General features: G+C 35.6%; 28 protein-coding genes and 1 riboswitch. Of the genes, 1 reads left to right on the forward strand and 27 read right to left on the reverse strand.

Going from position 1 to position 24,339, the window contains the following annotated elements:
* Nucleotides 1-6: 6 nt before the first annotated feature.
* The 17 genes from atpD to Q2T46_RS03620 form a co-directional block, all read right to left on the reverse strand.
* Nucleotides 7-1,392 (reverse strand): F0F1 ATP synthase subunit beta, encoded by a 1,386-nt coding sequence (atpD, locus tag Q2T46_RS03540; protein ID WP_303264231.1) that lies wholly within the window; start codon nucleotides 1,390-1,392, stop codon nucleotides 7-9.
* A gap of 60 nt (nucleotides 1,393-1,452) precedes the next feature.
* Entirely contained in the window at nucleotides 1,453-2,310 is an 858-nt protein-coding gene (gene atpG, locus Q2T46_RS03545; RefSeq protein ID WP_303264230.1) for an ATP synthase F1 subunit gamma, read from the reverse strand.
* On the reverse strand, nucleotides 2,310-3,830 hold the full coding sequence (gene atpA / locus Q2T46_RS03550; protein ID WP_303264229.1) for a F0F1 ATP synthase subunit alpha: 1,521 nt from the start codon (nucleotides 3,828-3,830) through the stop codon (nucleotides 2,310-2,312). The genes atpG and atpA overlap by 1 nt, the downstream gene beginning before the upstream one ends.
* Nucleotides 3,831-3,863: 33 nt before the next feature.
* Complete coding sequence (atpH, locus tag Q2T46_RS03555; protein ID WP_303264228.1) at nucleotides 3,864-4,397, reverse strand: ATP synthase F1 subunit delta; 534 nt, start codon at nucleotides 4,395-4,397, stop codon at nucleotides 3,864-3,866.
* On the reverse strand, nucleotides 4,385-4,873 hold the full coding sequence (atpF, locus tag Q2T46_RS03560) for a F0F1 ATP synthase subunit B (RefSeq protein WP_303264227.1): 489 nt from the start codon (nucleotides 4,871-4,873) through the stop codon (nucleotides 4,385-4,387). Before atpF ends, atpH begins: the two co-directional genes overlap by 13 nt.
* 22 nt (nucleotides 4,874-4,895) lie before the next feature.
* Nucleotides 4,896-5,120 carry an ATP synthase F0 subunit C gene (gene atpE, locus Q2T46_RS03565; RefSeq protein ID WP_209452644.1) on the reverse strand — a complete coding sequence of 75 codons (225 nt, stop codon included), beginning with the start codon at nucleotides 5,118-5,120 and terminating at the stop codon, nucleotides 4,896-4,898.
* An 84-nt stretch (nucleotides 5,121-5,204) separates the two neighbouring features.
* Nucleotides 5,205-5,861: a F0F1 ATP synthase subunit A gene (locus Q2T46_RS03570; RefSeq protein ID WP_303264226.1), complete on the reverse strand. Its 657-nt coding sequence runs from the start codon at nucleotides 5,859-5,861 to the stop codon at nucleotides 5,205-5,207.
* Between the two features lie 118 nt (nucleotides 5,862-5,979).
* On the reverse strand, nucleotides 5,980-6,633 hold the full coding sequence (locus Q2T46_RS03575) for a TrkA family potassium uptake protein (RefSeq protein WP_303264225.1): 654 nt from the start codon (nucleotides 6,631-6,633) through the stop codon (nucleotides 5,980-5,982).
* Between the two features lie 20 nt (nucleotides 6,634-6,653).
* Nucleotides 6,654-8,033: a TrkH family potassium uptake protein gene (locus tag Q2T46_RS03580; protein WP_303265818.1), complete on the reverse strand. Its 1,380-nt coding sequence runs from the start codon at nucleotides 8,031-8,033 to the stop codon at nucleotides 6,654-6,656.
* 123 nt (nucleotides 8,034-8,156) lie between these two features.
* Nucleotides 8,157-8,286: riboswitch (cyclic di-AMP (ydaO/yuaA leader) on the reverse strand.
* A 131-nt stretch (nucleotides 8,287-8,417) separates the two neighbouring features.
* Nucleotides 8,418-9,020 carry a ribosome biogenesis GTP-binding protein YihA/YsxC gene (gene yihA, locus Q2T46_RS03585; RefSeq protein WP_303264224.1) on the reverse strand — a complete coding sequence of 201 codons (603 nt, stop codon included), beginning with the start codon at nucleotides 9,018-9,020 and terminating at the stop codon, nucleotides 8,418-8,420.
* On the reverse strand, nucleotides 9,010-11,346 hold the full coding sequence (gene lon / locus Q2T46_RS03590) for an endopeptidase La (RefSeq protein WP_303265817.1): 2,337 nt from the start codon (nucleotides 11,344-11,346) through the stop codon (nucleotides 9,010-9,012). The genes yihA and lon overlap by 11 nt, the downstream gene beginning before the upstream one ends.
* Nucleotides 11,347-11,421: 75 nt before the next feature.
* Complete coding sequence (locus Q2T46_RS03595; RefSeq protein ID WP_303264223.1) at nucleotides 11,422-12,276, reverse strand: sigma 54-interacting transcriptional regulator; 855 nt, start codon at nucleotides 12,274-12,276, stop codon at nucleotides 11,422-11,424.
* Nucleotides 12,277-12,354: 78 nt separating this feature from the next.
* Nucleotides 12,355-13,629 (reverse strand): ATP-dependent Clp protease ATP-binding subunit ClpX, encoded by a 1,275-nt coding sequence (gene clpX, locus Q2T46_RS03600; RefSeq protein ID WP_303264222.1) that lies wholly within the window; start codon nucleotides 13,627-13,629, stop codon nucleotides 12,355-12,357.
* Nucleotides 13,630-13,649: 20 nt separating this feature from the next.
* Nucleotides 13,650-14,234, reverse strand: a complete 585-nt coding sequence (clpP, locus tag Q2T46_RS03605) for an ATP-dependent Clp endopeptidase proteolytic subunit ClpP (protein WP_013297389.1) — start codon at nucleotides 14,232-14,234, stop codon at nucleotides 13,650-13,652.
* 4 nt (nucleotides 14,235-14,238) lie between these two features.
* Nucleotides 14,239-15,537 carry a trigger factor gene (gene tig / locus Q2T46_RS03610; RefSeq protein WP_303264221.1) on the reverse strand — a complete coding sequence of 433 codons (1,299 nt, stop codon included), beginning with the start codon at nucleotides 15,535-15,537 and terminating at the stop codon, nucleotides 14,239-14,241.
* A gap of 144 nt (nucleotides 15,538-15,681) precedes the next feature.
* Nucleotides 15,682-16,593 carry a ribonuclease Z gene (locus Q2T46_RS03615; protein WP_303264220.1) on the reverse strand — a complete coding sequence of 304 codons (912 nt, stop codon included), beginning with the start codon at nucleotides 16,591-16,593 and terminating at the stop codon, nucleotides 15,682-15,684.
* A gap of 29 nt (nucleotides 16,594-16,622) precedes the next feature.
* The gene (locus tag Q2T46_RS03620) at nucleotides 16,623-17,456 is read right to left on the reverse strand and encodes a deoxyribonuclease IV (protein WP_209452635.1); all 834 of its coding nucleotides are present in this window, start codon (nucleotides 17,454-17,456) and stop codon (nucleotides 16,623-16,625) included.
* Nucleotides 17,457-17,639: 183 nt separating this feature from the next.
* On the opposite strand from Q2T46_RS03620, the gene Q2T46_RS03625 reads away from it, so the two are divergent.
* Complete coding sequence (locus Q2T46_RS03625; protein ID WP_303264219.1) at nucleotides 17,640-18,035, forward strand: pyridoxamine 5'-phosphate oxidase family protein; 396 nt, start codon at nucleotides 17,640-17,642, stop codon at nucleotides 18,033-18,035.
* On the opposite strand, the gene Q2T46_RS15505 is transcribed toward Q2T46_RS03625, so the two are convergent.
* From Q2T46_RS15505 to Q2T46_RS03670, 10 genes are all read right to left on the reverse strand, one after another.
* Nucleotides 17,926-18,321, reverse strand: coding sequence for a DUF6930 domain-containing protein (locus tag Q2T46_RS15505; protein WP_399388046.1), 396 nt, complete (start codon nucleotides 18,319-18,321; stop codon nucleotides 17,926-17,928). The genes Q2T46_RS03625 and Q2T46_RS15505 overlap by 110 nt on opposite strands.
* Nucleotides 18,322-18,462: 141 nt before the next feature.
* Entirely contained in the window at nucleotides 18,463-18,714 is a 252-nt protein-coding gene (locus Q2T46_RS03630; RefSeq protein WP_209452633.1) for a DUF6429 family protein, read from the reverse strand.
* A gap of 22 nt (nucleotides 18,715-18,736) precedes the next feature.
* The gene (locus Q2T46_RS03635) at nucleotides 18,737-19,123 is read right to left on the reverse strand and encodes a MerR family transcriptional regulator (RefSeq protein ID WP_209452632.1); all 387 of its coding nucleotides are present in this window, start codon (nucleotides 19,121-19,123) and stop codon (nucleotides 18,737-18,739) included.
* A gap of 318 nt (nucleotides 19,124-19,441) precedes the next feature.
* On the reverse strand, nucleotides 19,442-19,927 hold the full coding sequence (locus Q2T46_RS03640) for a flavodoxin (protein ID WP_209452701.1): 486 nt from the start codon (nucleotides 19,925-19,927) through the stop codon (nucleotides 19,442-19,444).
* A 29-nt stretch (nucleotides 19,928-19,956) separates the two neighbouring features.
* Entirely contained in the window at nucleotides 19,957-20,097 is a 141-nt protein-coding gene (locus tag Q2T46_RS03645; RefSeq protein ID WP_209452631.1) for a hypothetical protein, read from the reverse strand.
* 13 nt (nucleotides 20,098-20,110) lie between these two features.
* Nucleotides 20,111-20,392: a dihydrofolate reductase family protein gene (locus Q2T46_RS03650; RefSeq protein WP_209452700.1), complete on the reverse strand. Its 282-nt coding sequence runs from the start codon at nucleotides 20,390-20,392 to the stop codon at nucleotides 20,111-20,113.
* An 18-nt stretch (nucleotides 20,393-20,410) separates the two neighbouring features.
* The gene (locus tag Q2T46_RS03655) at nucleotides 20,411-21,529 is read right to left on the reverse strand and encodes an aldo/keto reductase (protein WP_209452630.1); all 1,119 of its coding nucleotides are present in this window, start codon (nucleotides 21,527-21,529) and stop codon (nucleotides 20,411-20,413) included.
* 230 nt (nucleotides 21,530-21,759) lie between these two features.
* The gene (locus Q2T46_RS03660) at nucleotides 21,760-22,908 is read right to left on the reverse strand and encodes an iron-containing alcohol dehydrogenase (protein WP_303264218.1); all 1,149 of its coding nucleotides are present in this window, start codon (nucleotides 22,906-22,908) and stop codon (nucleotides 21,760-21,762) included.
* A 106-nt stretch (nucleotides 22,909-23,014) separates the two neighbouring features.
* Entirely contained in the window at nucleotides 23,015-23,632 is a 618-nt protein-coding gene (locus Q2T46_RS03665; RefSeq protein WP_303264217.1) for a flavodoxin family protein, read from the reverse strand.
* Nucleotides 23,633-23,925: 293 nt separating this feature from the next.
* The gene (locus tag Q2T46_RS03670) at nucleotides 23,926-24,258 is read right to left on the reverse strand and encodes a nuclear transport factor 2 family protein (RefSeq protein WP_303264216.1); all 333 of its coding nucleotides are present in this window, start codon (nucleotides 24,256-24,258) and stop codon (nucleotides 23,926-23,928) included.
* Between the last annotated feature and the right edge of the window lie 81 nt (nucleotides 24,259-24,339).

A 24,339-nucleotide genomic window follows, 5' to 3' on the forward strand; every position in this document is an offset into this window, starting at 1 on the left:
TACACCTCACTTCATTTCTTCAGCTTTTTTATACACTTCATCAATATTTCCTACCATGAAAAATGCTGCTTCTGGTATATCGTCCATCTCACCATCTACTATCTTTTTAAATCCTTCTATCGTCTCTTTTAGCGGGACATATTTGCCTGGTATTCCAGTAAATGTCTCAGCAACGAAGAAAGGCTGTGATAAAAATCTCTGTATCTTCCTTGCTCTGTAGACCGTAAGCTTATCTTCATCTGATAATTCATCCATACCTAGAATAGCTATTATGTCCTGTAGTTCTTTATACTTTTGCAGTATCTCCTGTACACGCCTTGCTACATTGTAGTGTTCCTCACCTACAATGTTAGGCTCTAATATTCTTGATGTAGAATCAAGTGGATCAACCGCAGGATAAATACCCATTTCAACAATGCTTCTAGATAAAACTGTCGTCGCATCAAGGTGTGTAAATGTCGTTGCAGGCGCCGGATCTGTCAAGTCATCTGCAGGTACATATACCGCTTGAACAGATGTAATTGACCCGCTCTTTGTAGAAGTTATTCTCTCCTGCAATGCACCAAGCTCTGTAGCAAGTGTCGGCTGATAACCTACGGCAGATGGCATCCTGCCTAAGAGAGCAGATACTTCCGAGCCTGCTTGTATAAATCTGAATATATTATCAATAAATAGCAAAACGTCCTGATGCTTTTCATCCCTAAAATACTCTGCCATTGTAAGACCGGTGAGTCCAACTCTCATTCTAGCTCCTGGTGGCTCATTCATCTGACCGAAGACAAATGCTGTCTTGTCTAAAACACCAGACTCTTTCATCTCATGCCACAAATCGTTGCCTTCACGAGTTCTCTCTCCAACACCAGTAAAGATTGAGTATCCGCCATGCTCTGTCGCTATATTTCTGATTAACTCTTCTATTAAAACTGTCTTTCCAACACCTGCACCACCAAATAGTCCAATCTTGCCACCTTTTGCATATGGTGTTAAAAGATCTATGACTTTTATACCTGTCTCCAATACCTCAGTGACAGGGCTTTGTTCTTCAAAGCTTGGTGCATCTCTGTGTATAGACATATACTTATCTGCTTTCACTTCACCAAGTCCATCGACAGCTTTCCCCAGCACATTAAACATTCTGCCAAGTGTACCTTCGCCGACCGGTACCGAAATTGACCCACCTGTATCAAAACATTCCATCCCTCTCTTTAATCCATCGGTTGACGACATAGCAACACATCTTACTGTATTGTCACCTGTATGTTGAGATACTTCGACGACTATTTCATCATCCTTAAATGGTATCTTAATCGCATTGTTGATGGGTGGCAAATCTTCGTCAAAACGTATATCAACAACCGGACCTATTACCTGTGTTATATAACCCTTTTTCATATTAGCCTCCATTCACTATCTAAAATTTTATTTTTATAATTTAAATACTTTCAGTTCCAGCTAAACAGATGAACCTCCTATTATTTCAGAAAGCTCTTGCGTTATAGAAGCTTGCCTCAGCCTGTTATATTCCAAAGTGTATTTAGCTATCATCTTGTCTGCATTTGAAGTTGCACCATCCATAGCAACCATACGTGAAAAATGCTCTGATGCAAAAGCATTTACCAAGAAGCTGTACACTATGCCTTTAATATACTCAGGCACAAGTAAATTAAATACTTTAGTAGGGGATGGATCGTATATCATATCGCTTAAAATTTTTACATCCTTATTGCTGTCAAAATTTTTTATGTCCAGCGGCAATATTTTAATCGTCTTTACTATCTGCTTTAAACCGGCCATTTCAGTATATACTGCATAAATATCATCTATAATGCCTCTATCATATATATCTACCAATAAATCAGATATCTCACCAGCTGCAGATGTGGTAGGATTTTGTGCAGTGTATAGGAATTCTACGTCTACGTTGTAACCTTTATTCAAGAAATAGGTGCGTCCTACTTCACCTATCACCATGAGGTTTTGTGTATCGCCATCAATAACTTCTTCTGCTTGTTTTATGACGTTATGATTATATCCACCACACAAACCTTTATCGCCTGTAACAACTATGACGGCTTTTTTTCTTGCTCCTTTGGCTTCATGCTGTCTTTCAAAATAATGGGATGTAGCCTCACCGCTATGAATCAATATATCTTCCATTGTAGACTGTATTTTTTCATAATACGGTCTCACATTATCCAGCATCGCCTTTGCTTTTCTGAATTTTGCTGCCGATATGAGATTCATAGCTCTCGTTATTTTCCGCGTCTCTTTGATGCTTTTTATCCTTAATTGAATATCCCTTTTCCCCATTATGCATCACCTTTCGATGCGTATTTGCTCTTATACTCCTCGATAGCCGCCTTTAATTTTTCAATTATATCATCCTCTAACTTGCCTGTCTCTCTTATGGTTTTCTTAATATCCGGGTAGTTTATATCAATAAACTCAAGCAGATCTTTTACAAATTTTTTTACATCTTGAAGCTCAACATCTACCAAGTATTTGTTCATAACCGTGTATATCATTATGACCTGATCTTCCATCGAAATCGGCTGATATCTTGGTTGCTTCGTTATTTCTACTATCCTCTCGCCTTGCTTTAGTAAATCCAGTGTCGATTTATCAAGATCTGAGCCAAACTGTGCAAATACCTCCAGTTCCCTGTACTGGGAAAGCTCTAATCTCATTCTGCCAGATACTTTTTTCATGGCTTTTTTCTGCGCAGCACCACCGACACGTGATACTGATAGACCCACGTTTATAGCAGGTCTTATGCCTGAATAGAAAAGCTCAGATTCCAGATATATCTGTCCATCTGTTATAGATATAACATTTGTAGGAATGTATGCTGATATATCGCCTGCAAGTGTTTCTATTATTGGCAGTGCAGTAATTGAACCGCCGCCCATATCGTCAGAAAGCTTAGCAGAACGCTCTAAAAGCCTTGAATGGAGATAGAATACATCTCCAGGATATGCTTCTCTTCCTGGCGGTCTTCTTAAAAGGAGCGAAATCGTTCTGTATGCAACAGCGTGTTTTGAAAGATCATCATATACTATAAGGACATCCTTCTTGTTGTACATGAAATACTCTGCCATAGCACATCCAGCATATGGTGCTAAATACTGCAGTGCTGCAGAATCACTTGCTGTCGATGCTACAACCGTTGTGTATGACATTGCACCAAATTTTTCCAATGTATTCACAAGTCCCGCTATTGTCGAAGCTTTCTGACCTATTGCAACATATATGCAGTAAACATCTTTGTCTTTTTGGTTTATTATAGTATCAACTGCGATAGCTGTCTTTCCAGTCTGCCTATCTCCTATTATAAGCTCTCTCTGCCCTCTACCAATTGGAATCATAGCATCTATTGCTAAGATTCCGGTCTGTAGCGGAGTATCAACAGGTTTCCTCTTTATAATAGGTGGAGCTGGATATTCAACAGGCCTTGTTCCATCGTTTTTTATAGGTCCTTTACCGTCTAGAGGTTGACCTAGTGGATTAACGACTCTACCTAAAAGACCAGGACCTACAGGTACTTCAACTACTTTTCCAGTACGCTTTACAGTAGTACCTTCTTTAATTGCTTCAGGATCGCCAAGAATTATGGCACCAACATTATCTTCTTCAAGATTCATTACCATTCCATAGACGCCATTTTCAAATTCAACCATTTCTCCATACATTGCTTCATCAAGTCCATATATCTTGACAATGCCATCACCAGCAGTAATTACATAACCTATATCTTCTGTCTTAAGGGTAAAATCAAAATTTTTTATTTTATCTTCCAGAATTGATGTTATTTCTTCAGGTTTTATATCCATATATTCACCTTCTATTTTATAGAGTACTTTTTATTAACTTGCAGTTACAAGATTTTTAAGGAGTAGATCAAGTTTCCTTTTTATAGATCCATCGATAACTTTATTTCCTATTAATATCTTAAGCCCACCGAGTATAGACTCATCCACTGTTTGATTTATGCAAACTTTTTTATTAAAATTTGATTCCAGTCTATTTTTGATTTCTTCAAGGGTCTTTAAGTCCAATGGATGGGCCGAAATTAAAGTTGCATTTATAATTCCCTTGTAATCCATGTACAATTTCTCATACTCAATGAATATTTCATCAAAAATTGTCTCTCTATGCTTCGATATTATCAATTTTAAAAAGTTAATTATTTCTTTATCATACCCATCTAAAATCGCATCAACAAAGCTCATTTTTTGCCTGATGTACATTCCTCTATTTGTAATAATTTTATATATTTGCTTATTTTTTAACATATTTAAAATGCTTTTAAGTTCATCATAATACTTTTCGATATTGTTATTTTCTCTAGCTGTGTTAAAAAGAGCACGTGCATATTTTTTTGCTATTACTTGTTCCAAGATGCACCTGCCTCCTTAACCACCTCGTTGATTATTTTATCATCATCAATATTGATATTGCCGATAGCTTTTGAAGCAGCTTCTATTATGAGGTGTGACAAGCTAACTCTTAAATCATGCATTGCTTTAATTTTCTCTGTCTCTGCTTCTTCTTTTGCCCTTTCTATTATAGCCTTTGCTTCGATATTTGCCTGTTCTATTATCTTATCTGCTTTTTCTTTTGCATATTTTTCTGCTCTATCAATGATAGCCTTTCCTTCATCGTCAGCCTTTTTTAATATCTCTTCGTATTGTGCTTTTAATTCGTTAGCTTCATGAACTTTCCTATCAGCCTCTTCAAGTGAATTTTTAATTTTTTGTGATCTTTCTTCCATAAATTTTGTCACTGGTTTAAAGAGAAACTTTCTCAATATCAGATATAAAACAACGAGATTTATAATCGTAAAAATGAACGTATATGGATTTATAAGGCTCAAATTATTACCTTCTTTCGTATCATTATGGTTTCATGAAGAATATTATCAAAAATGCAACTAGCAATCCATATATAGCAGTTGCTTCAGACAAAGCACCACCTAAAAGTAAGAACTGCATTATACTGCCTCTTGCCTCCGGCTGCCTTGATACAGCTTCAACAGCCTTTCCTGTAGCTATACCTATACCAATTCCTGCACCAATACCTGAAATCGCAGCAATTCCTGCTCCTATTGCCAATAAATTCATCTTCATCTCTCCTTTTATTTTTTTATATTATTTTATACATAAATCTTTTTAATATCAATTTTTACCTTGAAAGACGGATTATTCTTATTCAACAGCTTCTTCAATATAAAGCGTTGTCAAAAATACAAAAACTACCATCTGAAGTGCACCATCAAACAAGTCGAAGTAGATGCTGAATATAGCTGGAACGACTATTGGTGCCACTTTACTTATTAAACCCATTATTATAAATGCAGCTATGATGTTGCCAAACAACCTGGCTGCAAGTGATAATGGTCTCGTAAACATATCAAGTATTTTCATTGGGAAAAAGAAGGGCATCGGTTCAAAAAATGATTTTGCATATCCTTTTATGCCTTTTGCTTTAATTGATGCTATTATAACAACTATAATAGACATTATAGCCATTGCAGATGTGGCACTTAAATCTTTTGTAGGAGGTGCTATTCCAAATAGATCGATAGTATTTGCTAATATTAAATATAACGCAATTGTTCCAAGATAAGGTGCAAATGATGACCAATACTCTCCAAGAGCATCTTTTGTAAATGAATTTAAGCCATCTACAATGGTTTCAACGAAATTCTGTACGCCGGTAGGAACAAGTTTCCAGCCTCTTGTAACGATAATAGACGCTATAGTAAGTACAGCCATTATTAACCATGTTACAACAACTGTTGTCGTCACAGGAATGCCACCTAAAATAGGGATTGTAAATACTACAGACTGTCCTATCTCCACTCGTATCACCCCTTTCTTGCTTTTGAATACAATTATAATACTTTACAATGTAAAATTCAAACACTATTTTCACAGAACCCTTAAAATTCAACAGTTGTCAGACTCTCATATATTAATCTTAACTGTTATTCAATTTATTTATACTATCAATCGACGCAATAACAAATAGGTTATCGCCTTCCATTATTATATCGTCAGCAGAAGGAGTAATTTTAATATTATTTTCTCTTTTTATTGCAATAATATTTAATCCAAACCTTTGTCTTAGTTTCAATTCATTTAAAGATTTGCCTATCCAATCTCTAAGAGCCATTATTTCAACAATATTGTACTCAGGTGAAAGCTCTATAAAATCAAGTATATTTGACGATGTAAGACTATGAGCCAATTTTATCCCTGCTTCTTTTTCTGGAAATATGACCCTATCTGCTCCGATTTTCAGCAATACTTTTGCATGAAGTTCATTTAAGGCCTTCGCTACAACTGTTTTTACACCAAGTTCTTTTACCATAAGCGTAACCATAAGGCTTGTTTGTATATCTGTTCCAGTACCTATTATTGCAACATCAAAATTCCTTACACCTAAAGATCTTAGTACTTTTTCATCTGTTGCATCAGCCTGCACTGCTCTAGTCACACTGTCTGATATCCTCTGGACTCTTTCTTCTGAACTGTCTATCGCCAACACATCACAACCTAGTGAATATAATGTCGTTGCAACACTTGATCCAAACCTTCCTAAACCTATTACTACAAATTGTTTTCCACTCATGATATATAATATATAACCTCCTAACCAATTAATACATTGTCTTCGGGATATTTTATTGCTGCATTTGAATTTGCATGTCTTCGCATAAGTGCGTATATTACTGTCAATGGTCCAACTCTCCCTGCATACATTGTCAATATTATTACCATTCTTCCAACTATGTCTAAGTGGGGTGTCAACCCCATCGTAAGGCCTACAGTACCAAATGCTGATACAACTTCGTAAAAAATTGATAAGAAGTCTGCTTTCTCAAATACAGATAAAAGTAAAACATCAAAAATAATTATAAATATACCTATACAAATTACTGAAAACGCTCTATAAACTTCGTCTTTTGGAATCCTTTTAGATAATACTTCGGTATCTTCTCTGCCTTTTACTACTGAAAACAGAGTCATTACGATAACTGCAAATGTTGATGTTTTAATACCGCCTCCTGTAGATCCAGGTGATGCACCTATAAACATCAATATGATTGTAAAGAAATTTGAAGCATCTGTCATCTTTGCAATATCAAGCGTGTTAAATCCAGCAGTCCTAGGCGTTATAGCTGCAAACAATGATGACAGCACCTTGCCTTTAAAAGAAAGGTATTTCATTGTTTCAGGATTGTCATGTTCTAATAAGAAAAACATTAAAGCACCAACCACGATTAAAATTGATGTTGTTATGATTACAATTTTTGAGTGAAGAGAAAATTTTTTAAATTGCCGTTTGTTGATAATATCATATTGAACTGTAAATCCCAACCCACCAAAAACGATTAATGTCATTATCACAAAATTTACAGAAAAACTTTCAGTGTACTGTATTAAGCTCTTAAAATTGCCAAAGACATCAAATCCGGCATTATTATAAGCAGATACTGCATGAAATATTCCTCTAAAAAGTCCCTCCCAAAAGCCAAACTGAGGGATAAACTTAAATGATAATAATACTGCTCCAATACCTTCAATTACAAATGTGCTTATAAGTGCATACCTAATAAGCCTAACTATCCCCTGCAGTGTAAGAGCATTCATAGCTTCCTGCATAACAAGTCTTTCTTTAAAAGTTATTTTTTTGCCCATTACCATAAATAAAAGAGTTGCAAATGACATAAACCCCAGTCCGCCAATTTGTATTAGAATCATAATAACTGTCTGGCCAAATCTAGACCAATATGTCCCTGTGTCAACTACTACTAAACCCGTAACACATGTAGCAGATGTTGCAGTAAATAAAGCTGTCGTAAAATCTGTCTCAGTGTTTGTACTCGATGATATTGGAAGCATAAGAATAAATGTTCCTATCAATATCACTGTAGCAAAACCTAAAGCAAGCACCTGTATCGGCGTTATACTGTTTAAAATATGCTGCACTTTTTGCCTTACAGTCATTTCTTCATCTCCAAAAATAATATCAAATATAAATATCTATGATTTCATCATAATAGTAGAAACAACGTATATTAATCATGTCTCATCTTTTTTTACAGCGTAATTTCCCCAAAAATATAAAAAAACCTGAAGTCCTCAAGTTTTTTAACTTCTCCTTAAAAGCCTACGGGGTTAGCTGACGGGCTAGGATCTAAGAAAGCTTAACCCTATTCTTTCGAATTTCGCCCCAGTTATTGGGTCCCCCGTTTCCATTGGAATTAGGCTTATTTTATTACGATAACTATAAAACCATTATACAACTGATACTTTTCAATAGCAAATGTCAATCAAACACCATATATTTTCATTTTTAATCAAATTAACTGATATTTAACGAATACATTTAATAATTCTCCATTATCGTCGTTAATCTTCGAATTTTTTGTTGTTCTCAAGAATAAAATCTAAACAGGTGTAGACATCATCTACACCAGTTTTCTTCAAAGATGAAAAAGGTACAATTTTATCTTTGTCGACTTCAAGTGTCTCGGATATGACATTCAGGGACCTTTGAATTTCCTGCCTATTCAGCTTATCCGATTTTGTAGCAACAACAACATAATTTAAATTTCTCTGTTTTAAATAATTCACCATTAGGACATCATCATCTGTAGGCCTATGCCTGATGTCTACAAGCATTATTGCACCTTGGAGATATTCTGAAACATTTAAGTAAGTCTCAATATTTATTGACCACTGTTTTTTCATCTCTTTTGAAACTTCAGCATAGCCATAGCCAGGAAGATCAACTAAGTAAAATGAATTATTTACAAGGTAAAAATTAATACCTTGCGTCTTTCCCGGCTTCTGGCTAACTCTTGCGAAATTTTTTCTGTTAACTATGGTATTTATAAAAGATGATTTGCCTACATTCGACCTGCCTATTACAGCAATTTGCATTAGCCCGTCATCTGGATATTGACTTTTATTATACGCAGAAACCTTAAGCTCTATTGATTTAATCTTCATATGAGTTCTCACCTACTAACGATATTTTTAAGACTTCATCGATATTTGAAACGAACTTAAATTCCATCTTTCTTTTAACACTTTGCGGTATCTCGTCTAAATCTCTTTTATTATCTGCTGGTGCAATTATCTTTAGTATACCAGCCCTATGGGCAGCTAAAACTTTTTCCTTTAAGCCTCCAATAGGCAATACTTTACCGGTCAGTGTGATTTCACCTGTCATGGCTATATCGCCTCTTACCGGTACCCTTTTGATAGCTGAAACCATTGCTGTGACCATTGTAATGCCTGCAGACGGTCCGTCTTTTGGTATTGCACCTTCTGGCACATGTATGTGTATGTCCAGATCCTTATAAAAATCCTCATCTATTCCAAGCAAATCAGCATTTGCCCTTATATAGCTGAAACCTGCTTGTGCAGATTCTTTCATGACATCTCCCAACTGCCCTGTAAGCGTAAGTTTTCCTGTTCCAGGCATTGTAGTTGCTTCAACCGTAAGTGTATCACCGCCAACTCTAGTCCATGCAAGGCCAGTAACCATACCTACTTTGTCTTGCAGATTTGCTTTATCGACTCTAAATAATGGCTTCCCAAGGTATTTTTGTAGATTTTGCTTTCCGACTTTTATTGAATTAGCTTTATCTTCCACTATAGTTTTGATAGACTTTCTTACTACTTTTGCTATATTCTGCTCTAACGCCCTTACGCCAGCTTCCCTTGTGTACTCTGATATTATGCCGATTATAGCTGAATCTTGTATTTTTATAACATCATTTGTTACACCATGTTCTTTTAATATTTTGGGAACCAAATGTTCTTTTGCTATTTGCAATTTTTCTTCCTCCGTATACCCAGATATATATATGACTTCCATTCTGTCAAGAAGCGGAGCTGGTATCGTGTCTAATGTATTAGCAGTTGTTATAAAAAGCACCTTTGATAAATCAAATGGCAAATCAATGTAATGGTCTCTGTATGTAGAGTTTTGCTCTGGATCCAAAACTTCCAGCATTGCTGATGCTGGATCGCCTCTGAAGTCAGAGCTCATCTTGTCTATCTCATCTAAAAGAAAAACTGGATTTTTGGAACCTGCAATCTTCAATGAATTAATTATGCCACCTGGTATTGCCCCTACATATGTCCTTCTATGTCCTCTTATCTCAGCTTCATCTCTAACTCCACCTAGTGACAACCTTACAAATTTTCTATTCATTGCCCTTGCGATAGATTTTCCAAGGGATGTCTTTCCGACGCCAGGAGGACCTACAAGGCATAGAATCGGACTTTTCATCTTTTCATGATAGCTTCTTACAGCCAAAAACTCTAAAATCCTCTCTTTTACTTTCTTTAATCCGTAATGATCTTCATTCAATATTTTTTCTGCTCTTTTTATATCCAGCACATCTTTAGTCTCTTCATTCCACGGAAGGTCCAAAAGCCAATCTATGTACGTCCTAACAACGGATCCTTCTGCAGAACCTAGTCCCATCCTGCTTAATCTTCTCAACTCTTCTCTAGCTTTTTCTTTAACATAATCAGGCAAATCTTTTGACTCGATTTTTTCTTCATATTCATCTATTTCCTGATCTATTTCATCAGATTCTCCAAGTTCGGCTTTAATAGCTTTCAATTGCTCTCTCAAATAATACTCCCTCTGGCTTTTGTCTATCTGCTTGTGGACCCGCATATTTATTTTTTTCTCTATTTCAAGTATATCAAGCTCTTTCAATATAAACCCTAATAGCTTCTCCAGTCTTTCCTTCGTGTCAAAGCACTCTAAAAGCTCTTGATTTTGGCTTTGATTTAAGCTTAAATGTTCTGTTATAACGTCAGCAAGCCTTCCCGGCTCTTCTATAGATACAACACTGTAAATACTGTCTAATGGTATTTTTGATGAAATACTTATATACTCCTCAAAAGCTGACGTTACGCTTCTCATTAAGGCTTCCAATTCGCTGTCTTTTTCTATCTCTGTATTATCTATTCTTTCTACAACTTCTACTTCAAAAAAACTTTCAGAACTTATCAGATTCTTTAATTCAGCCCTTGATATACCTTCAACAAGAACTCTCACAGCTTCGCCAGGAAGCTTCAGCATCTGTTTTACTTTCGTAATCGTGCCAACACTATATATATCATCTATTGTAGGTTCGTCAATATCAGCATGTTTTTGAGTAACCAAAAAGACAAGCTGATTTCTAAGCATTGCTTCTTCAATAGCTCTAACCGATTTTCCTCTTCCAACATCAAAATGCAAAACCATATACGGGAATACAGTTAAACCTCTCAATGGAACCATCGGCAGTATGTATTTCTTGTCCATAATGTCACCTCTTTTGTCTATTTGCCTATTAATAAGTATATTATACATTAAAATATTTCAATCTCAAAAACTAGAAAATCAAGCTTTTAAGTCCTCTTTGATTATTTTGCTTCTCCCATTTTTAAGAGCATTAAGTGCAACGTGCTGCAGTATTCTAACCGCATCTTCACCGCTTTTTGCTACACTTGCAATTTCATCACACACATCATCTTCTATATAGAATAAACCTTTATCAGCCGTTTTTTTAATTAACTCTTTCAACACACGTTTATCTTGTTTTTTAAAAGATACAATATCACAGATGGTTAACATATCTTCAGGTATCGACTTAATATCAATTACATTTACTGCTAAGCAAAAATCTGCTGGCAATCCTTCTGTTAAAAAACGTTTTAAATATCCTGGAGTTGCCTCTGAAATGCGTATTTTGCCAAACTTTACCTTCTTTTCATTTAAAACATCTACTAGCTTAAAAATAACATATTCCTTTACATTTTCTATATTATTTATATAAAGTATTCCTTTATTTGCTCGTGTAACAAGACCAATTTTTAGCCTCTGTAATTTCATTGAAGCACAATCAATTTCTTCTAAACGTCCAAATAATGTAGTATATATTAAATCATCACTGTAGTTTTTCTCAGGATAATATTCTATAAATTCCCCATTTTTAAAAAAACTGCTGCCTTCATATTGAACTTTTTTAAAACATGCTCTTAAGATGTCTTTCTTCCAGGTCCCTTCAGGACCTAGTAATACAATATTTTTCGGCCTATCCTTTCTTAAGTTATTTAATATTCTAAAGACAGCTTCATCTTGTCCTAAGATATCTTCTATTTGTCGTATGCGGCATTTTTCTTTTAGCGGTTCTGCCAAATGCTCTTGAATAAGCCTTTGTTTTAATTCATACGGCATCATAATATTTTGTATCATAAAAAACCTCCTTCTACATTTGATATTATGTGATAGAAGGAGGTTTTTATATACTTCTTATTACAAGCTTATTACAAGTTATGAAACTGATTCAGACTTTTTAGCTCTTTTTTTAGTCTTTTGAGACTCAGAATAAACAATCGTAGGTGGTGCATTGTTTAAGACTGTTTCTTCTGTTATAATGCATTTTTCTATGTTGTCACTTGAAGGAATCTCATACATTACATCCAGCATAAGTTCTTCAAGTATAGATCTCAATCCTCTAGCACCAGTCTTCCTGTCTATAGCCTTTTGCGCAATTGCATTTAACGCCTTCTTATCGAATTCAAGCTTTACACCGTCTAAATCAAACAGCTTTTCATATTGCTTCGTCAAAGCATTCTTTGGCTCCGTCAATATACGCACTAATGCATCTTTATCAAGTGAATCAAGTGTAACGACAATTGGCAGCCTTCCTATAAACTCAGGAATAAGGCCGAATTTTAACAAGTCCTCAGGCATTATATTCTTCAGGATTTCACCTATCTTCTTTTCCTGTTTACTTTGGACTTCTGAACCAAATCCTAATGATTTCTTACCTATCCTAGACTCTATTATTTTTTCTATTCCGTCAAATGCGCCGCCTACAATGAAAAGTATATTTGTCGTGTCAATCTGTATAAATTCTTGATGAGGATGCTTTCGCCCTCCCTGTGGTGGAACATTCGCAACTGTTCCTTCCAAAATTTTTAGCAGTGCTTGCTGTACACCCTCACCAGAAACATCCCTTGTAATGGATGGATTTTCTGATTTTCTAGCTATCTTATCCACTTCATCAATATAGACAATCCCTCTTTCAGCTTTTTCTATATCGTAATCTGCTGCTTGTATAAGCTTAAGAAGAATATTTTCTACATCTTCGCCGACGTATCCTGCCTCTGTAAGAGATGTCGCATCTGCTATAGCAAATGGAACATTAAGCATCCTAGCTAATGTCTGTGCAAGAAGCGTCTTACCAGAACCAGTAGGTCCTAACATGAGGATATTGCTTTTTTGTAGCTCCACATCGTCAGTCTTAACTCTACTGTTTATTCTTTTATAATGGTTGTAAACAGCCACTGCTAAAGCTTTTTTCGCTTTATCCTGACCTATTACGTATTGATCTAAAAATTCTTTTATCTCCTTTGGCTTCGGAAGTTCACCTATTTCCACATCGATGTTTTCTTCAAATTCTTCATCGATGATTTCCTGGCATAGCTCTATACACTCGTCACAGATATACACGCCGGGACCAGCAACTAATCTTTTTACCTGATCCTGTGACTTCCCGCAAAAAGAGCATTTTAATTGTTTTTGATTGTCATACTTAGCCATTTTTTCACCTCTTCCGGGGCCTATTTTCTTCTAACTAATATATCATCAATTAGCCCATAAGCTTTTGCTTCTTCTGGGTCCATGAAAAAGTCCCTTTCTGTATCTCTTTCTATTTTTTCTAGTGGTTGTCCAGTCCTTTCAGACAATATTTTGTTTAATTTTTGCTTCATCTTTATGATTCTTTCAGCATGTATCTTTATGTCTGTTGCCTGACCCTGTGTCCCGCCTAGTGGCTGATGTATCATTATCTCACTGTTTGGAAGCGAAAATCTCTTGCCCTTTGCGCCTGCAGCAAGTAAAAACGCACCTGCTGACGCAGCCATTCCAACACACATAGTGACAACATCAGGCTTTATATACTGCATTGTATCATATATTGCAAATGCAGACGTTATTGACCCACCTGGACTATTTATATAAAGCCAAATATCCTTATCTGGATCTTCTCCTTCTAGGAACAAAAGCTGTGCTACTACAAGGCTGGCTGAAACGTCATTTATCTCTTCACCTAAGAATACAATTCTATCTTTCAAAAGTCTTGAAAATATGTCGTAAGAGCGCTCACCTCTATTTGTTTGCTCAACTACGATAGGCACTAAACTCATAATATCACTCCTCTTTATCTACTATTTTACTATTCTCAAATATAAAGTCAATCGTCTTAAAGTAGACTATATCGTCTTTTATATTGTTTATCTGTGACTCATTCAATTCTTTCTTCAAATCTTCTACATTTATATTGTAATTTCTTGCCATTTCATTTAACCTATTTTCTACTTCTTCATCTGTAGCAGTAATATTCTCAACTTTGCCAATCTTATCTACCACAAGCTGTGTCTTTACCCTTAATGCAGCATCATCATGCATTTCTTTCCTTAAATCCTCTTTTGTCTTTCCTGTTATCTCTAAGTATTTATCAAGGTCTAATCCTTGATACCTGAGATTGTAATCAAGATCTCTTAAAGATATGTCTATTTGCCTGTCTATCAGAACTTCAGGTATTTCAACTTTTGAATTTACAACTACAGTTTTTACTGCATTTTCTTTCATTTCTTCTTCTGCGCTTCTATCGTACTGCTCTTTTAATTCCCTCTTTATGTCTTCTTTTAATTCATTTAATGTATCAAACTCACTTACATCTTTTGCAAAATCGTCGTTTAGCTCTGGTAACTCTTTGTACTTAATTGAAAGCAACTTAACTTTAAATACTGCATCTTTTCCTTTTAATTCTTCAACTCTGTAATCTTCAGGAAACTTAACATTGACATCAAATTCATCGTTTATGTTGTGTCCTACAATCTGCTCTTCAAAGCCAGGAATAAATGTCTTAGAGCCTAGCTCTAATGAGTAATTATCGCTTTTGCCACCTTCAAATGGTTGACCGTTTATGAATCCTTCAAAACTTATATCAACTATATCACCCATTTGAGCCGCTCTATCTTCTACAGGTACTACCCTGGCATTTCTTTGTCTCATCTGCTCTAATCTATTTTCAACATCCTCATCTTTTACATTATACTCTACTTTTTTGACTTCTATACCCTTATATTGTCCAAGCTCTACATCGGGCAATATTGGTACTACTGCTTCAATTATTAGATCTTTGCCTTTTCCGATCTGTACAATATCTATAGTAGGACTATCTATAGGCTCGATTTTCAAAGAATCAATTGCTTCTTGATATGCATCAGGAAACAAATGTTCAATAGCATCTTCATATAATACACCTTCACCGTAATATCTTTCTATAATAATCCTAGGAGCTTTTCCGCGCCTAAAGCCCGGTATGTTAAACCTACCTACATTTTTTTTGTATGAAAAGTTTAATCCTTCTTCAAATTTTTCCTTTGGAATATTTAATTCGATCGTTGCTACACTATTCTCTATTTTTTTAAGATTACTGCTCATTAAGTAAATCCTCCTATTCATATGTTTGCGTTAATAACTTCTATTTATTATATCATAAAAATTATTTTAAGCAAATGTCTATACTTTATTTTATCATTTTTTAACAAAAAGGAAACTATTTTTATATGATTTACTATAAAACTTTTATGAATTTTCAAAGTGTAATTCTTTTGTCATCAGATCTTGCCCAACTACGGTATTTTCAAACACGTCCTTCGCATATTTTATGTATTCAGAAGGATTTTTTAATGAAGGGCTAAAATGAGTAAGCCAAAGCTCTTTCACATTTGCCTTTTTTGCAACTAAAGCTGTTTCTATAAAAGTGGAATGGAGTTTTCTTATAGCTTTTTCTGTATCCAGTGGATCTCCATACATTCCTTCTCCTATAAAAATATCGCTATCTTCTACTAATCTTATAAGTTTTTCTGTTGGACGAGTGTCTGTACTATAACTTACTTTTAATCCCTTTCTGCTTTTACCTAACACCATTTCAGGCGTATAAATCACATTGCCGTCTTTAACTATGTTTTCTCCATGTTGAAGTATGTGCCAATACTCTACAGGAATATTGAGGGCCCTTGCCTTTTTTACATCAAAAACCGGCAGCCTCTTAACTTCAAAGCTGTATGCAAAGCATAACACCGTATGATCTACTAGGATATTTTTTACTGTAATATTCCCTATTTTTATGCTGTCTTCATCTTCTATCTCAATGTACTCTATAGGAAACGGCATATCCCCAAACAAAACATTTAAAAGATTTTTTACAATGCTCATTCCTTTAGGTCCAATTAACTTAAGTTCTTTTTCCCTGTCTTGATTTATCATCTGATATATTATGCCAGGAAGCCCCATGATATGGTCACCGTGATAGTGCGTAAAAAATATTGCATCAATATTTAAAAACCCCCATCCCAATTTTTGCAGTGGAACTTGTGTACCTTCACCACAATCTATCAATACTGATACTCCACCATACCTCAATATCAAAGAAGATAAATTTCTACCTGGTATAGGCATCATACCACCTGTGCCTAATAAGCATATGTCAAACATTTAAATATCCTCCAATTGTTTAGGAAATTTTACTCGCTGTAAAGACTTCTAATGAGCTTTATCTCTTCTGCATACCCTTGAAGGTCATTGGGGGTCTCTAAGATAAAAGGAAGATGTTTTAACATTGGATGATTTATAATCTTTGCCATCGCATCTATTCCTATATATCCTTCACCAATTTTTTCATGCCTATCTTTATGGCTTCCAAATGGATTTTTACTGTCATTTAGATGGACAGCGTATAGCTTATCAAGCCCAATGATTCTATCAAATTCTTCTAATACGCCGTCTAAGTCATTTACAATATCATATCCAGCATCATATACATGACACGTGTCAAAACATACCCCAATTTTTTCTTTCAGCTCTACCCTATCTAAAATCTTCCTCAATTCTTGAAATGTCTTTCCTATTTCTGAGCCTTTTCCTGCCATAGTCTCTAAAAGCACGATTGTTGACTGCTCCGGTTGTAGTATTTGATTTAACATATTTGCCGTATACTCTATCCCAGCATCAACGCCTTGCCTCACATGGCTTCCCGGATGAAAGTCGTAAAGATTATTAGGAAGATACTCCATCCTCATCAAATCGTCTGCCATAACTTCTATAGCAAATTCCCTCGTCCTTTCATCCGGCGAACATGGATTTAAAGTGTATGGTGCATGTGCTACTACCTTTGAAAAGTTATTTTTATTTGCAATTTCTATAAAAGATTCACAATCTTTTTTATCTATATCTTTCGCTTTGCTTCCCCTTGGATTTCTTGTAAAAAACTGCAGCGTATTGGCATCAAGTTTTAAAGCCTCTTCTGCCATGGCTTTATATCCATTTGAAACTGATAAGTGACATCCTATATATAACATAAATTGTCCTCCTAAAAATCATTCATAAAATTGAATCCTTTTCTACATTATAATATATGACTATAATTTCTCCAAACAAAAAGACTATCAAAAAGAGCTGCTTTCTCTACTTTATTGTTTTAACGTGTCATTAGAGTTATAATAATATCGTAATTATAAAATAAATTGAAAGGGGTAAATGAAATGGAAGAGGTTTTACAATTTCTGAAAGATAATCCAACATTCTATATTGCAACCGTTGATGGCGACACACCTAAGGTACGACCATTTGGCTTTGCAATGGAATATGAAGGCAAGCTATGCTTCTGCACCAATAACCAAAAGGACGTCTACAAACAGTTAAAAGCAAACCCAAAATTCGAAATAAGTGTTGCATCGAAAACTGGTGAATGGTTACGTTTAAAAGGTAAAGCTGTATTCATAACAAGCCGTGAATCGAAAAAAGCAGCACTAGATACCATGCCATCCCTTAGAAATTTGTACAACGAGGAGGACTCAATATTTGAAATCTTCTACGCAGACGAAGCAGAAGCAACATTTTATTGTATGAATGGTCCTGTAAAAACTGTAAAAATATAAAATCATAAGTACATTTTATCTCAATACAAAAAAACAGGGTTCTGGCATATTGGTGTACCAAAATATAATTAACCGTCATACCAAATATGACTTCCATCTCGTTATCGTCTGGAAAAACAAAATCTTGATCTATTATAAGTCCTGATGTGTTTTCTGCTAAAACATATAATCTCTCCATAACAGGAACATCATATTTTTTATCTCTTATAGCACCAGTCAAATAAGCTATATCGACTTCTATTTTACTTTTATTGGCTTCCTGCCGATTAATCCTTTCTATGAGCAATTCATCCTGTAAAACAAGCTGTGGATAGTCAGGCTCATGGCTTTAGCTCTTTTATTTTAAGAGCAATATCATATAATTCTTTCCATTCATCTAAAGTAGCTTCATTTCTTTTATAACTCATGCTCCTTCATAATTTTATTTTTAATTAACTTCTATTTCGTACTTTTTAAGCAGCACTTTAGCTTTATTTATTCCTGCATCAGTAATAGCAACAGATTTTGATCTATGTCCACTACTAATTAAGTCATCATCAGCAAGCTCATCTAATATGCCAAAGTCATATCCTTTCCAGCTTCTGCGGTATTTTATATCTAATAATTCCTCTTCCCACGATGTTAAGTACAGTAAAATCAATGTTAACTCTTTTATTTTCTCACGTAAGTCATTGTTCATAAAAGTGAACATCTCCTTTTTATTAATTTTCTGACTTTTTTAACTCTTTTTCTTTCTCAACCAACAATCTCTCATACACTTCAATTTTATAATTCAGACGCTCTAAGGTTTTATTCATATCTTCTATTTTTTTTATTAGATGATTACGTTGCTCAATTAAGAGTTCTTTTCTAGTCTCAATAGTTTCATCACCTTGCTCAACCAGCGCAATATATTCAATTAATACCTCAATTGAAAGACCTGCATTTCGCATACATTTAATAAATTCAACCCACTTACAGTCTTCTTCTGTATAATCCCTGTTTCCGCTTTTATTGCGGTTCACACGAGGAATTAATCCGATTCGTTCATAATAACGGAGCGTATCTTGTGATATATTAAATTTTTCACTTACTTCTGTAATCGTCATGGACTTTCACCTCCTGATATTCAATATTATAGCATATTATAATGTTTAAAGTCAGTCTATAAAAACATAAAAAATCTTTTATCTATTTCATATTTTTATAATATTGGACATCATACAATATACATCATTCATGAAATAATTAAATAATTTTTATTCGTCAATATATAAAAAAACAGGGTTATTCTTTATATCAACAAAGACATCTAAACATCTTCGTTAAATGGTGAATCACAGAAAAACCCTGCATACAAAAGTTTTTGATAACAATCTAACTATTTATAAATGTTATCAAGTAGCAAAGTCATTTTTTTATTTTATTTACAAGCCAAGATCTTTAATCCATGAAGCAAGCTCTACTCTGGACGGCTTGCCATTTAAAATCCTACCTTCCTTAATTTTTGCATCTGGTGAAACACTGCCTTTAAGTTTTTCCACCGTTTTCCCAAAACCGCTTCCTCCAGAAGTGGCAAATAGTATGATGGTCTTTCCTGAAAAATCATAGCTTTCCAAAAAGGTATTTATAATGTTTGGTGCCGTATACCACCATATGGGAAATCCAACAAAAATAACTTCATATGCCATCATGTTAGAAACTTTGCCCGCAATGGCAGGCCGTGACGACGGATCCTTCATTTCCACCGAACTACGGCTTTTCTTGTCCATCCAATTAAGGTCTGCGTCGGTATATGGCACCTCCGGCTTGATTTCATATAGGTCAGCTCCAACCACATCAGCGAGAATTTCCGCCACTCTTTTTGTTGTACCAGTACAGGAAAAATAAGCTACCAAAGCTTTTTTGTCCATTGTTGTTTTCCTCCTATCTTGTTCTGTTTTTACAGGCACATCCTGAAGATGTTCTCTACATCTTTTGGTGTCAAATGCTTAAATCCTTGTAACACATCGCCTCTGCAGGCTTTTTCCGCCATTACTTTAAAGTTTGTGTCATCAATGCCGATTTCTACAAAATTGTACATATTAATTTTCTTTTTAATTTTTTGAATAGACCAGCCAAAGGCCATTATCGCTTAGTCTTTTTGCTTCTTTTAACTTAAAAGATTTTGCCGAAGTGGTTTTGGCATCATATTTCCCTGTTTTAAAAAGAGGGATTTCACTTTCATTGCATTCGGCTGCAGGCACTACCACAAGGCTAATTTCATCGATCAGATCCTCCTGCAAAAATGACCCGTTAGCAATGCCTCCTCCCTCCAGCAGCAGTGTTTGAATGCCGAATAGTTTTTTGAGCTTTTGGACGGCAAGGGGAAGGTTCAGCTCGCTTTTGCCGGCAAATTAGACACTTTCAAATGTTTTTGCAACATCTTTGAGCAAATCTGAAATAGGCAGATGCTGCGGACACTGTCTTTCGCATTGTCTACATTTAATGCATTCAGAAGCCTTCCCGTAGGTTTTCGCATAATTGTTGTAATATACACCTTGTATTGAAAAGGCTGTATTCATAGCTTGTTTTTCTGCATTATACAAAGCAAAATACTTTGGAATAGGAATATTCTTAGGGCATCCATCAACGCAATAACCACAGGCAGTACATGGTATGGCAATGGAGTCATTGATTATATCAACAGCCTTTTTAACAATTCCAAATTCTTCTTCTGTCATAGGTCTAAAATCATACATATAGCTGATATTGTCAAGAAGCTGCTTTATATTGCTCATACCACTCAGCACAACCATGATGCCGTCATGACTTGCAGCAAAGCGTATTGCCCAAGAAGCAACTGACATATTTGGAGCGTAATCTTTAAACAGCTTTTCAGCTTTTTCTGGTATATTCGCAAGTGTACCTCCTTTTACAGGTTCCATTACAATGATGTCTTTATTATGTTTTCTTGCTACCTCATAACATTTTCGAGATTGGATGCTTTCGTTATCCCAATCCAAATAATTAATTTGAAGCTGTACCACATCAACCTCGGGATGTTCAGTTAATATTTTATCAAGCAAATCAGCATTATCATGATATGAAAAGCCGATTTTTCGGATTCTTCCTTCTTTTTTCTTATTTTGAATAAATTCAAAACTGTCAAGCTTCTGTGCTACCTCATAATGAGATACTCCAAGATTATGAAGCAAATAATAATCAAAATACTCAACGCCGCATTTTTCAAGCTGTTCATTAAAAATACGCTCCATATCTTGTTTTGTTTTTAGAAACATTGTCGGCATTTTTGTTGTCAAAGTAAAACTGTCACGAGAGTGCCTTTTTACAAGCGCCTCTCTGGCTGCTATTTCACTTTTGAAATTATGGTACATATATGCTGTATCAAAATAAGTAAATCCATTCTCAATAAAAGTATCTACCATATGTTTCATTTCTTCCATATTGATGCTTGCCTGATCGTTATTGTCTAATAGTGGCAGACGCATCAATCCAAAGCCTAATTTTTTCATAATATGTTATTCCCTCCTCTTTTTTAAGGCTTCAAATATATCTTCAATTATTTTTAAAGCTTGACTGGTAGCCGTACATTGCTGAAGTGCCAAGAGCTCTCACTTTTCCTGCCTTGACAAGACTGTCAAATGCCTCCATTGTTTCTGATTAGGACAAGTATTTTTAGGTTTTAAAAAAACATTATCATACTAAAGATGAACATTCGCTCTGCTGACATAAAATTCATTCATCACAAGCATTCCATCAAAATTTCATAAATTTCATCCCGACTCAGTTCACGTGGATTGCATTTTATGATATTGCAAGTATCGGCTACTTTGCGCAGCACATCCGGTGTAATCTCCACTTTAGATTTCAATTGCCCCATTTTTGTTGGCAATCCGCACTCCCTGATAAAGTCGGCCAAAGCGTCAATACCTGCCTTAGCATTATCAACATTAAACACGATCTTTGCAAACCGGGTAAATTTTTCCTCCGCATCTTTCACGATATGGCGATAGTAGGCAGGGTGAATAACAGCCAGCCCTTGACCATGGTTACAATCGGTAAAAGCTCCAAGCTGATGCTCAATCTGATGAACCTGAAAATCTGTAAGACGACCCACCTTGAGAATACCGTTTTCCGCCATAGCAGAATCCCACATCAGATTGCCACGTGCTTGCATATCATTGATGTCTATAAGCAGACGACGCATATTGACTACCGTATTCCGCATAATCGCCAATGCCACATCGTCGGACACATTGTCCCTGTCAGAGCGTCCAAAGTAGGTTTCCATGGCATGGCTCAGCGTATCAAAAGCGCCAGAAAACACCTGCATAGGTGGCACGGACTTGGTATATTCCGGGTCGAGGATTGCAAAGCGTGGTGGAGCGGAAAACAGTCCTGTTTTGATTTTCTTTTCTTGGTTGGTAATTACTGCACCGCCATTCATTTCTGCACCGGTACCGGAGGCAGTAACAATCGCTCCCATAGGAATCGGCTGGACGGAGGGAAGCTGGTGTCGCTCTATCTCCATTTCCCATAAGTCATCGTCTATCATTGCCTGTGCTGCGATAATCTTACAGCAGTCAATGACCGAGCCACCTCCAACAGCCAGAATGAAATCAATCTTTTCTTTTTTTGCCAGTGCAGCACCCTCCTGCACCTTTGTGTAAGTTGGATTCGGCATGATGCCGGAGAATTCTGTCACAGTTTTTCCAGCATCTTTCAGAATGCCTATCAGTTCTTCATAAATGCCGTTTTTCTTAATAGAACCGCCACCATAGACAAGCATGACATTTCTTCCGTAAGCTGAAAGTGCCTTTGCCAGATATTCTTTTGCAGCACCTTTGCCAAAATAAACCTTTGTTGCATACTCAAAAACAAAATTTTCCATCGATAATAACCTCCATCATTTAATCTTCCTATTAAATGCTAAACTCACTTTTGTCCATTTATATATTCTTACACCGCGATCACATTCATTTCTCTTTTAAATTTTTTCATCGAATAAAATTGGTAGCAATCCGCTGCTCTTTTTCTGGCAATCCAAACTTTTCTTTCCCTAATGCAATGCTCTTGATTAAAAAAGCCATATTTTTTCCTAGTGTGCGCATTGTTTGTAGTCCTTCTTCGTCTTTTCGAACATCATCTGGCGTATATCCATGAACACTGTTCCAATATTGACTTGAAGCAATTGGCATGCCTGAAATTGTAAAATATTTATTGATTTCATCAAAAGTTGCTGAGCATCCACCTCTCCTTGCCGATACAACCGCTGCTCCTACCTTCATGGTTTTATCAAACGGCACACTATAAAAAAGACGGTCTAAAAAAGATATAAGTGTTCCATTTGCCGAGGCATAATATACAGGCGATCCAATTACAATGCCATCCGCTTGCTCAAACTTAGGCGCTGTTTCATTTACAATATCATTAAAAACGCATTTGCCTACAGTTTTGCATCTGCGGCATCCGATACATCCTCTGATGTCCTTATTCCCCACATGGACAATTTCTGTTTCAATTCCTTGCTCTGTCAAAGTTTTTGCTACTTCACTCAAAGCCGTATATGTACATCCTTTATTGTTTGGACTTCCATTAATTAATAATACTTTCACATTATTTCCTCCTAATCCCAATTAATCTTTTTCGCTATAGCCTTTGTATTTACCGTGCATGAAAAATAAGCGATCAATATCTTTTTTTCTTTATCAGTCTTTATTGATTTATAAAATAAGAAACTTTATGATTTATTGTCAATATTTTTAGTTTCGTTTTATAATTACTCCATTTTTATTTATCAAATACTACTGTAAGAAAGCGATCTATAGCGAGAACCCATCCCCCACGATATCCAAAACCATGTGGCCCTTTTTCCAGCGCATGGGGTTTTATTGTAACGCCCACTTTCTTAAGGAGTAATCAATCTTGTAAATGAGAGTGAGGCTAACATCCAAGTATCGTTTTGTTTCACATACACTTCTGTGACAACAAAAGGATTGGTAACCTCATTACCGCCAACGACGGCTACTAAACGAATTTTACTCAAAAGGATCGCTGTTGTCTCTCCAATAAACGGTACTGATACTTCTTGAATGTCCACATCTTTGTAATGAATTCTGCCGCTTCGAATGACATCGAGTTCCTCTTCCTTGGACATGGTTGCGCCCATATGAACAAAGACAGCTTTTTCATGGAAGAGGGAGTTCAAGGAATCTACTTTACTTCTGACATCCAGTGCCATTTTTCATTAGAAAGAGAAATTAATTCTTGTTCAAATTTTTCGTTGTTCATAACTATCTATCTCCTTTGCAAATTATTATAT

It is taken from the genome of Thermoanaerobacterium sp. CMT5567-10, assembly GCF_030534315.2.
In the GTDB taxonomy this organism is placed as follows: domain Bacteria; phylum Bacillota; class Thermoanaerobacteria; order Thermoanaerobacterales; family Thermoanaerobacteraceae; genus Thermoanaerobacterium.

What these genes read in the sequence shown, in the direction of transcription:
- atpD (WP_303264231.1), bottom strand. Translation starts at nt 1,392, where the DNA reads ATGAAAAAGGGTTATATAACACAGGTAATAGGTCCGGTTGTTGATATA.
- atpG (WP_303264230.1), bottom strand. Translation starts at nt 2,310, where the DNA reads ATGGGGAAAAGGGATATTCAATTAAGGATAAAAAGCATCAAAGAGACG.
- atpA (WP_303264229.1), bottom strand. Translation starts at nt 3,830, where the DNA reads ATGGATATAAAACCTGAAGAAATAACATCAATTCTGGAAGATAAAATA.
- atpE (WP_209452644.1), bottom strand. Translation starts at nt 5,120, where the DNA reads ATGAATTTATTGGCAATAGGAGCAGGAATTGCTGCGATTTCAGGTATT.
- Q2T46_RS03575 (WP_303264225.1), bottom strand. Translation starts at nt 6,633, where the DNA reads ATGAGTGGAAAACAATTTGTAGTAATAGGTTTAGGAAGGTTTGGATCA.
- yihA (WP_303264224.1), bottom strand. Translation starts at nt 9,020, where the DNA reads ATGAAGATTAAATCAATAGAGCTTAAGGTTTCTGCGTATAATAAAAGT.
- Q2T46_RS03595 (WP_303264223.1), bottom strand. Translation starts at nt 12,276, where the DNA reads ATGATACAAAATATTATGATGCCGTATGAATTAAAACAAAGGCTTATT.
- clpX (WP_303264222.1), bottom strand. Translation starts at nt 13,629, where the DNA reads ATGGCTAAGTATGACAATCAAAAACAATTAAAATGCTCTTTTTGCGGG.
- clpP (WP_013297389.1), bottom strand. Translation starts at nt 14,234, where the DNA reads ATGAGTTTAGTGCCTATCGTAGTTGAGCAAACAAATAGAGGTGAGCGC.
- tig (WP_303264221.1), bottom strand. Translation starts at nt 15,537, where the DNA reads ATGAGCAGTAATCTTAAAAAAATAGAGAATAGTGTAGCAACGATCGAA.
- Q2T46_RS03615 (WP_303264220.1), bottom strand. Translation starts at nt 16,593, where the DNA reads ATGTTTGACATATGCTTATTAGGCACAGGTGGTATGATGCCTATACCA.
- Q2T46_RS03620 (WP_209452635.1), bottom strand. Translation starts at nt 17,456, where the DNA reads ATGTTATATATAGGATGTCACTTATCAGTTTCAAATGGATATAAAGCC.
- Q2T46_RS03625 (WP_303264219.1), top strand. Translation starts at nt 17,640, where the DNA reads ATGGAAGAGGTTTTACAATTTCTGAAAGATAATCCAACATTCTATATT.
- Q2T46_RS03630 (WP_209452633.1), bottom strand. Translation starts at nt 18,714, where the DNA reads ATGAACAATGACTTACGTGAGAAAATAAAAGAGTTAACATTGATTTTA.
- Q2T46_RS03635 (WP_209452632.1), bottom strand. Translation starts at nt 19,123, where the DNA reads ATGACGATTACAGAAGTAAGTGAAAAATTTAATATATCACAAGATACG.
- Q2T46_RS03640 (WP_209452701.1), bottom strand. Translation starts at nt 19,927, where the DNA reads ATGGACAAAAAAGCTTTGGTAGCTTATTTTTCCTGTACTGGTACAACA.
- Q2T46_RS03645 (WP_209452631.1), bottom strand. Translation starts at nt 20,097, where the DNA reads ATGTACAATTTTGTAGAAATCGGCATTGATGACACAAACTTTAAAGTA.
- Q2T46_RS03655 (WP_209452630.1), bottom strand. Translation starts at nt 21,529, where the DNA reads ATGAAAAAATTAGGCTTTGGATTGATGCGTCTGCCACTATTAGACAAT.
- Q2T46_RS03660 (WP_303264218.1), bottom strand. Translation starts at nt 22,908, where the DNA reads ATGGAAAATTTTGTTTTTGAGTATGCAACAAAGGTTTATTTTGGCAAA.
- Q2T46_RS03670 (WP_303264216.1), bottom strand. Translation starts at nt 24,258, where the DNA reads ATGGCACTGGATGTCAGAAGTAAAGTAGATTCCTTGAACTCCCTCTTC.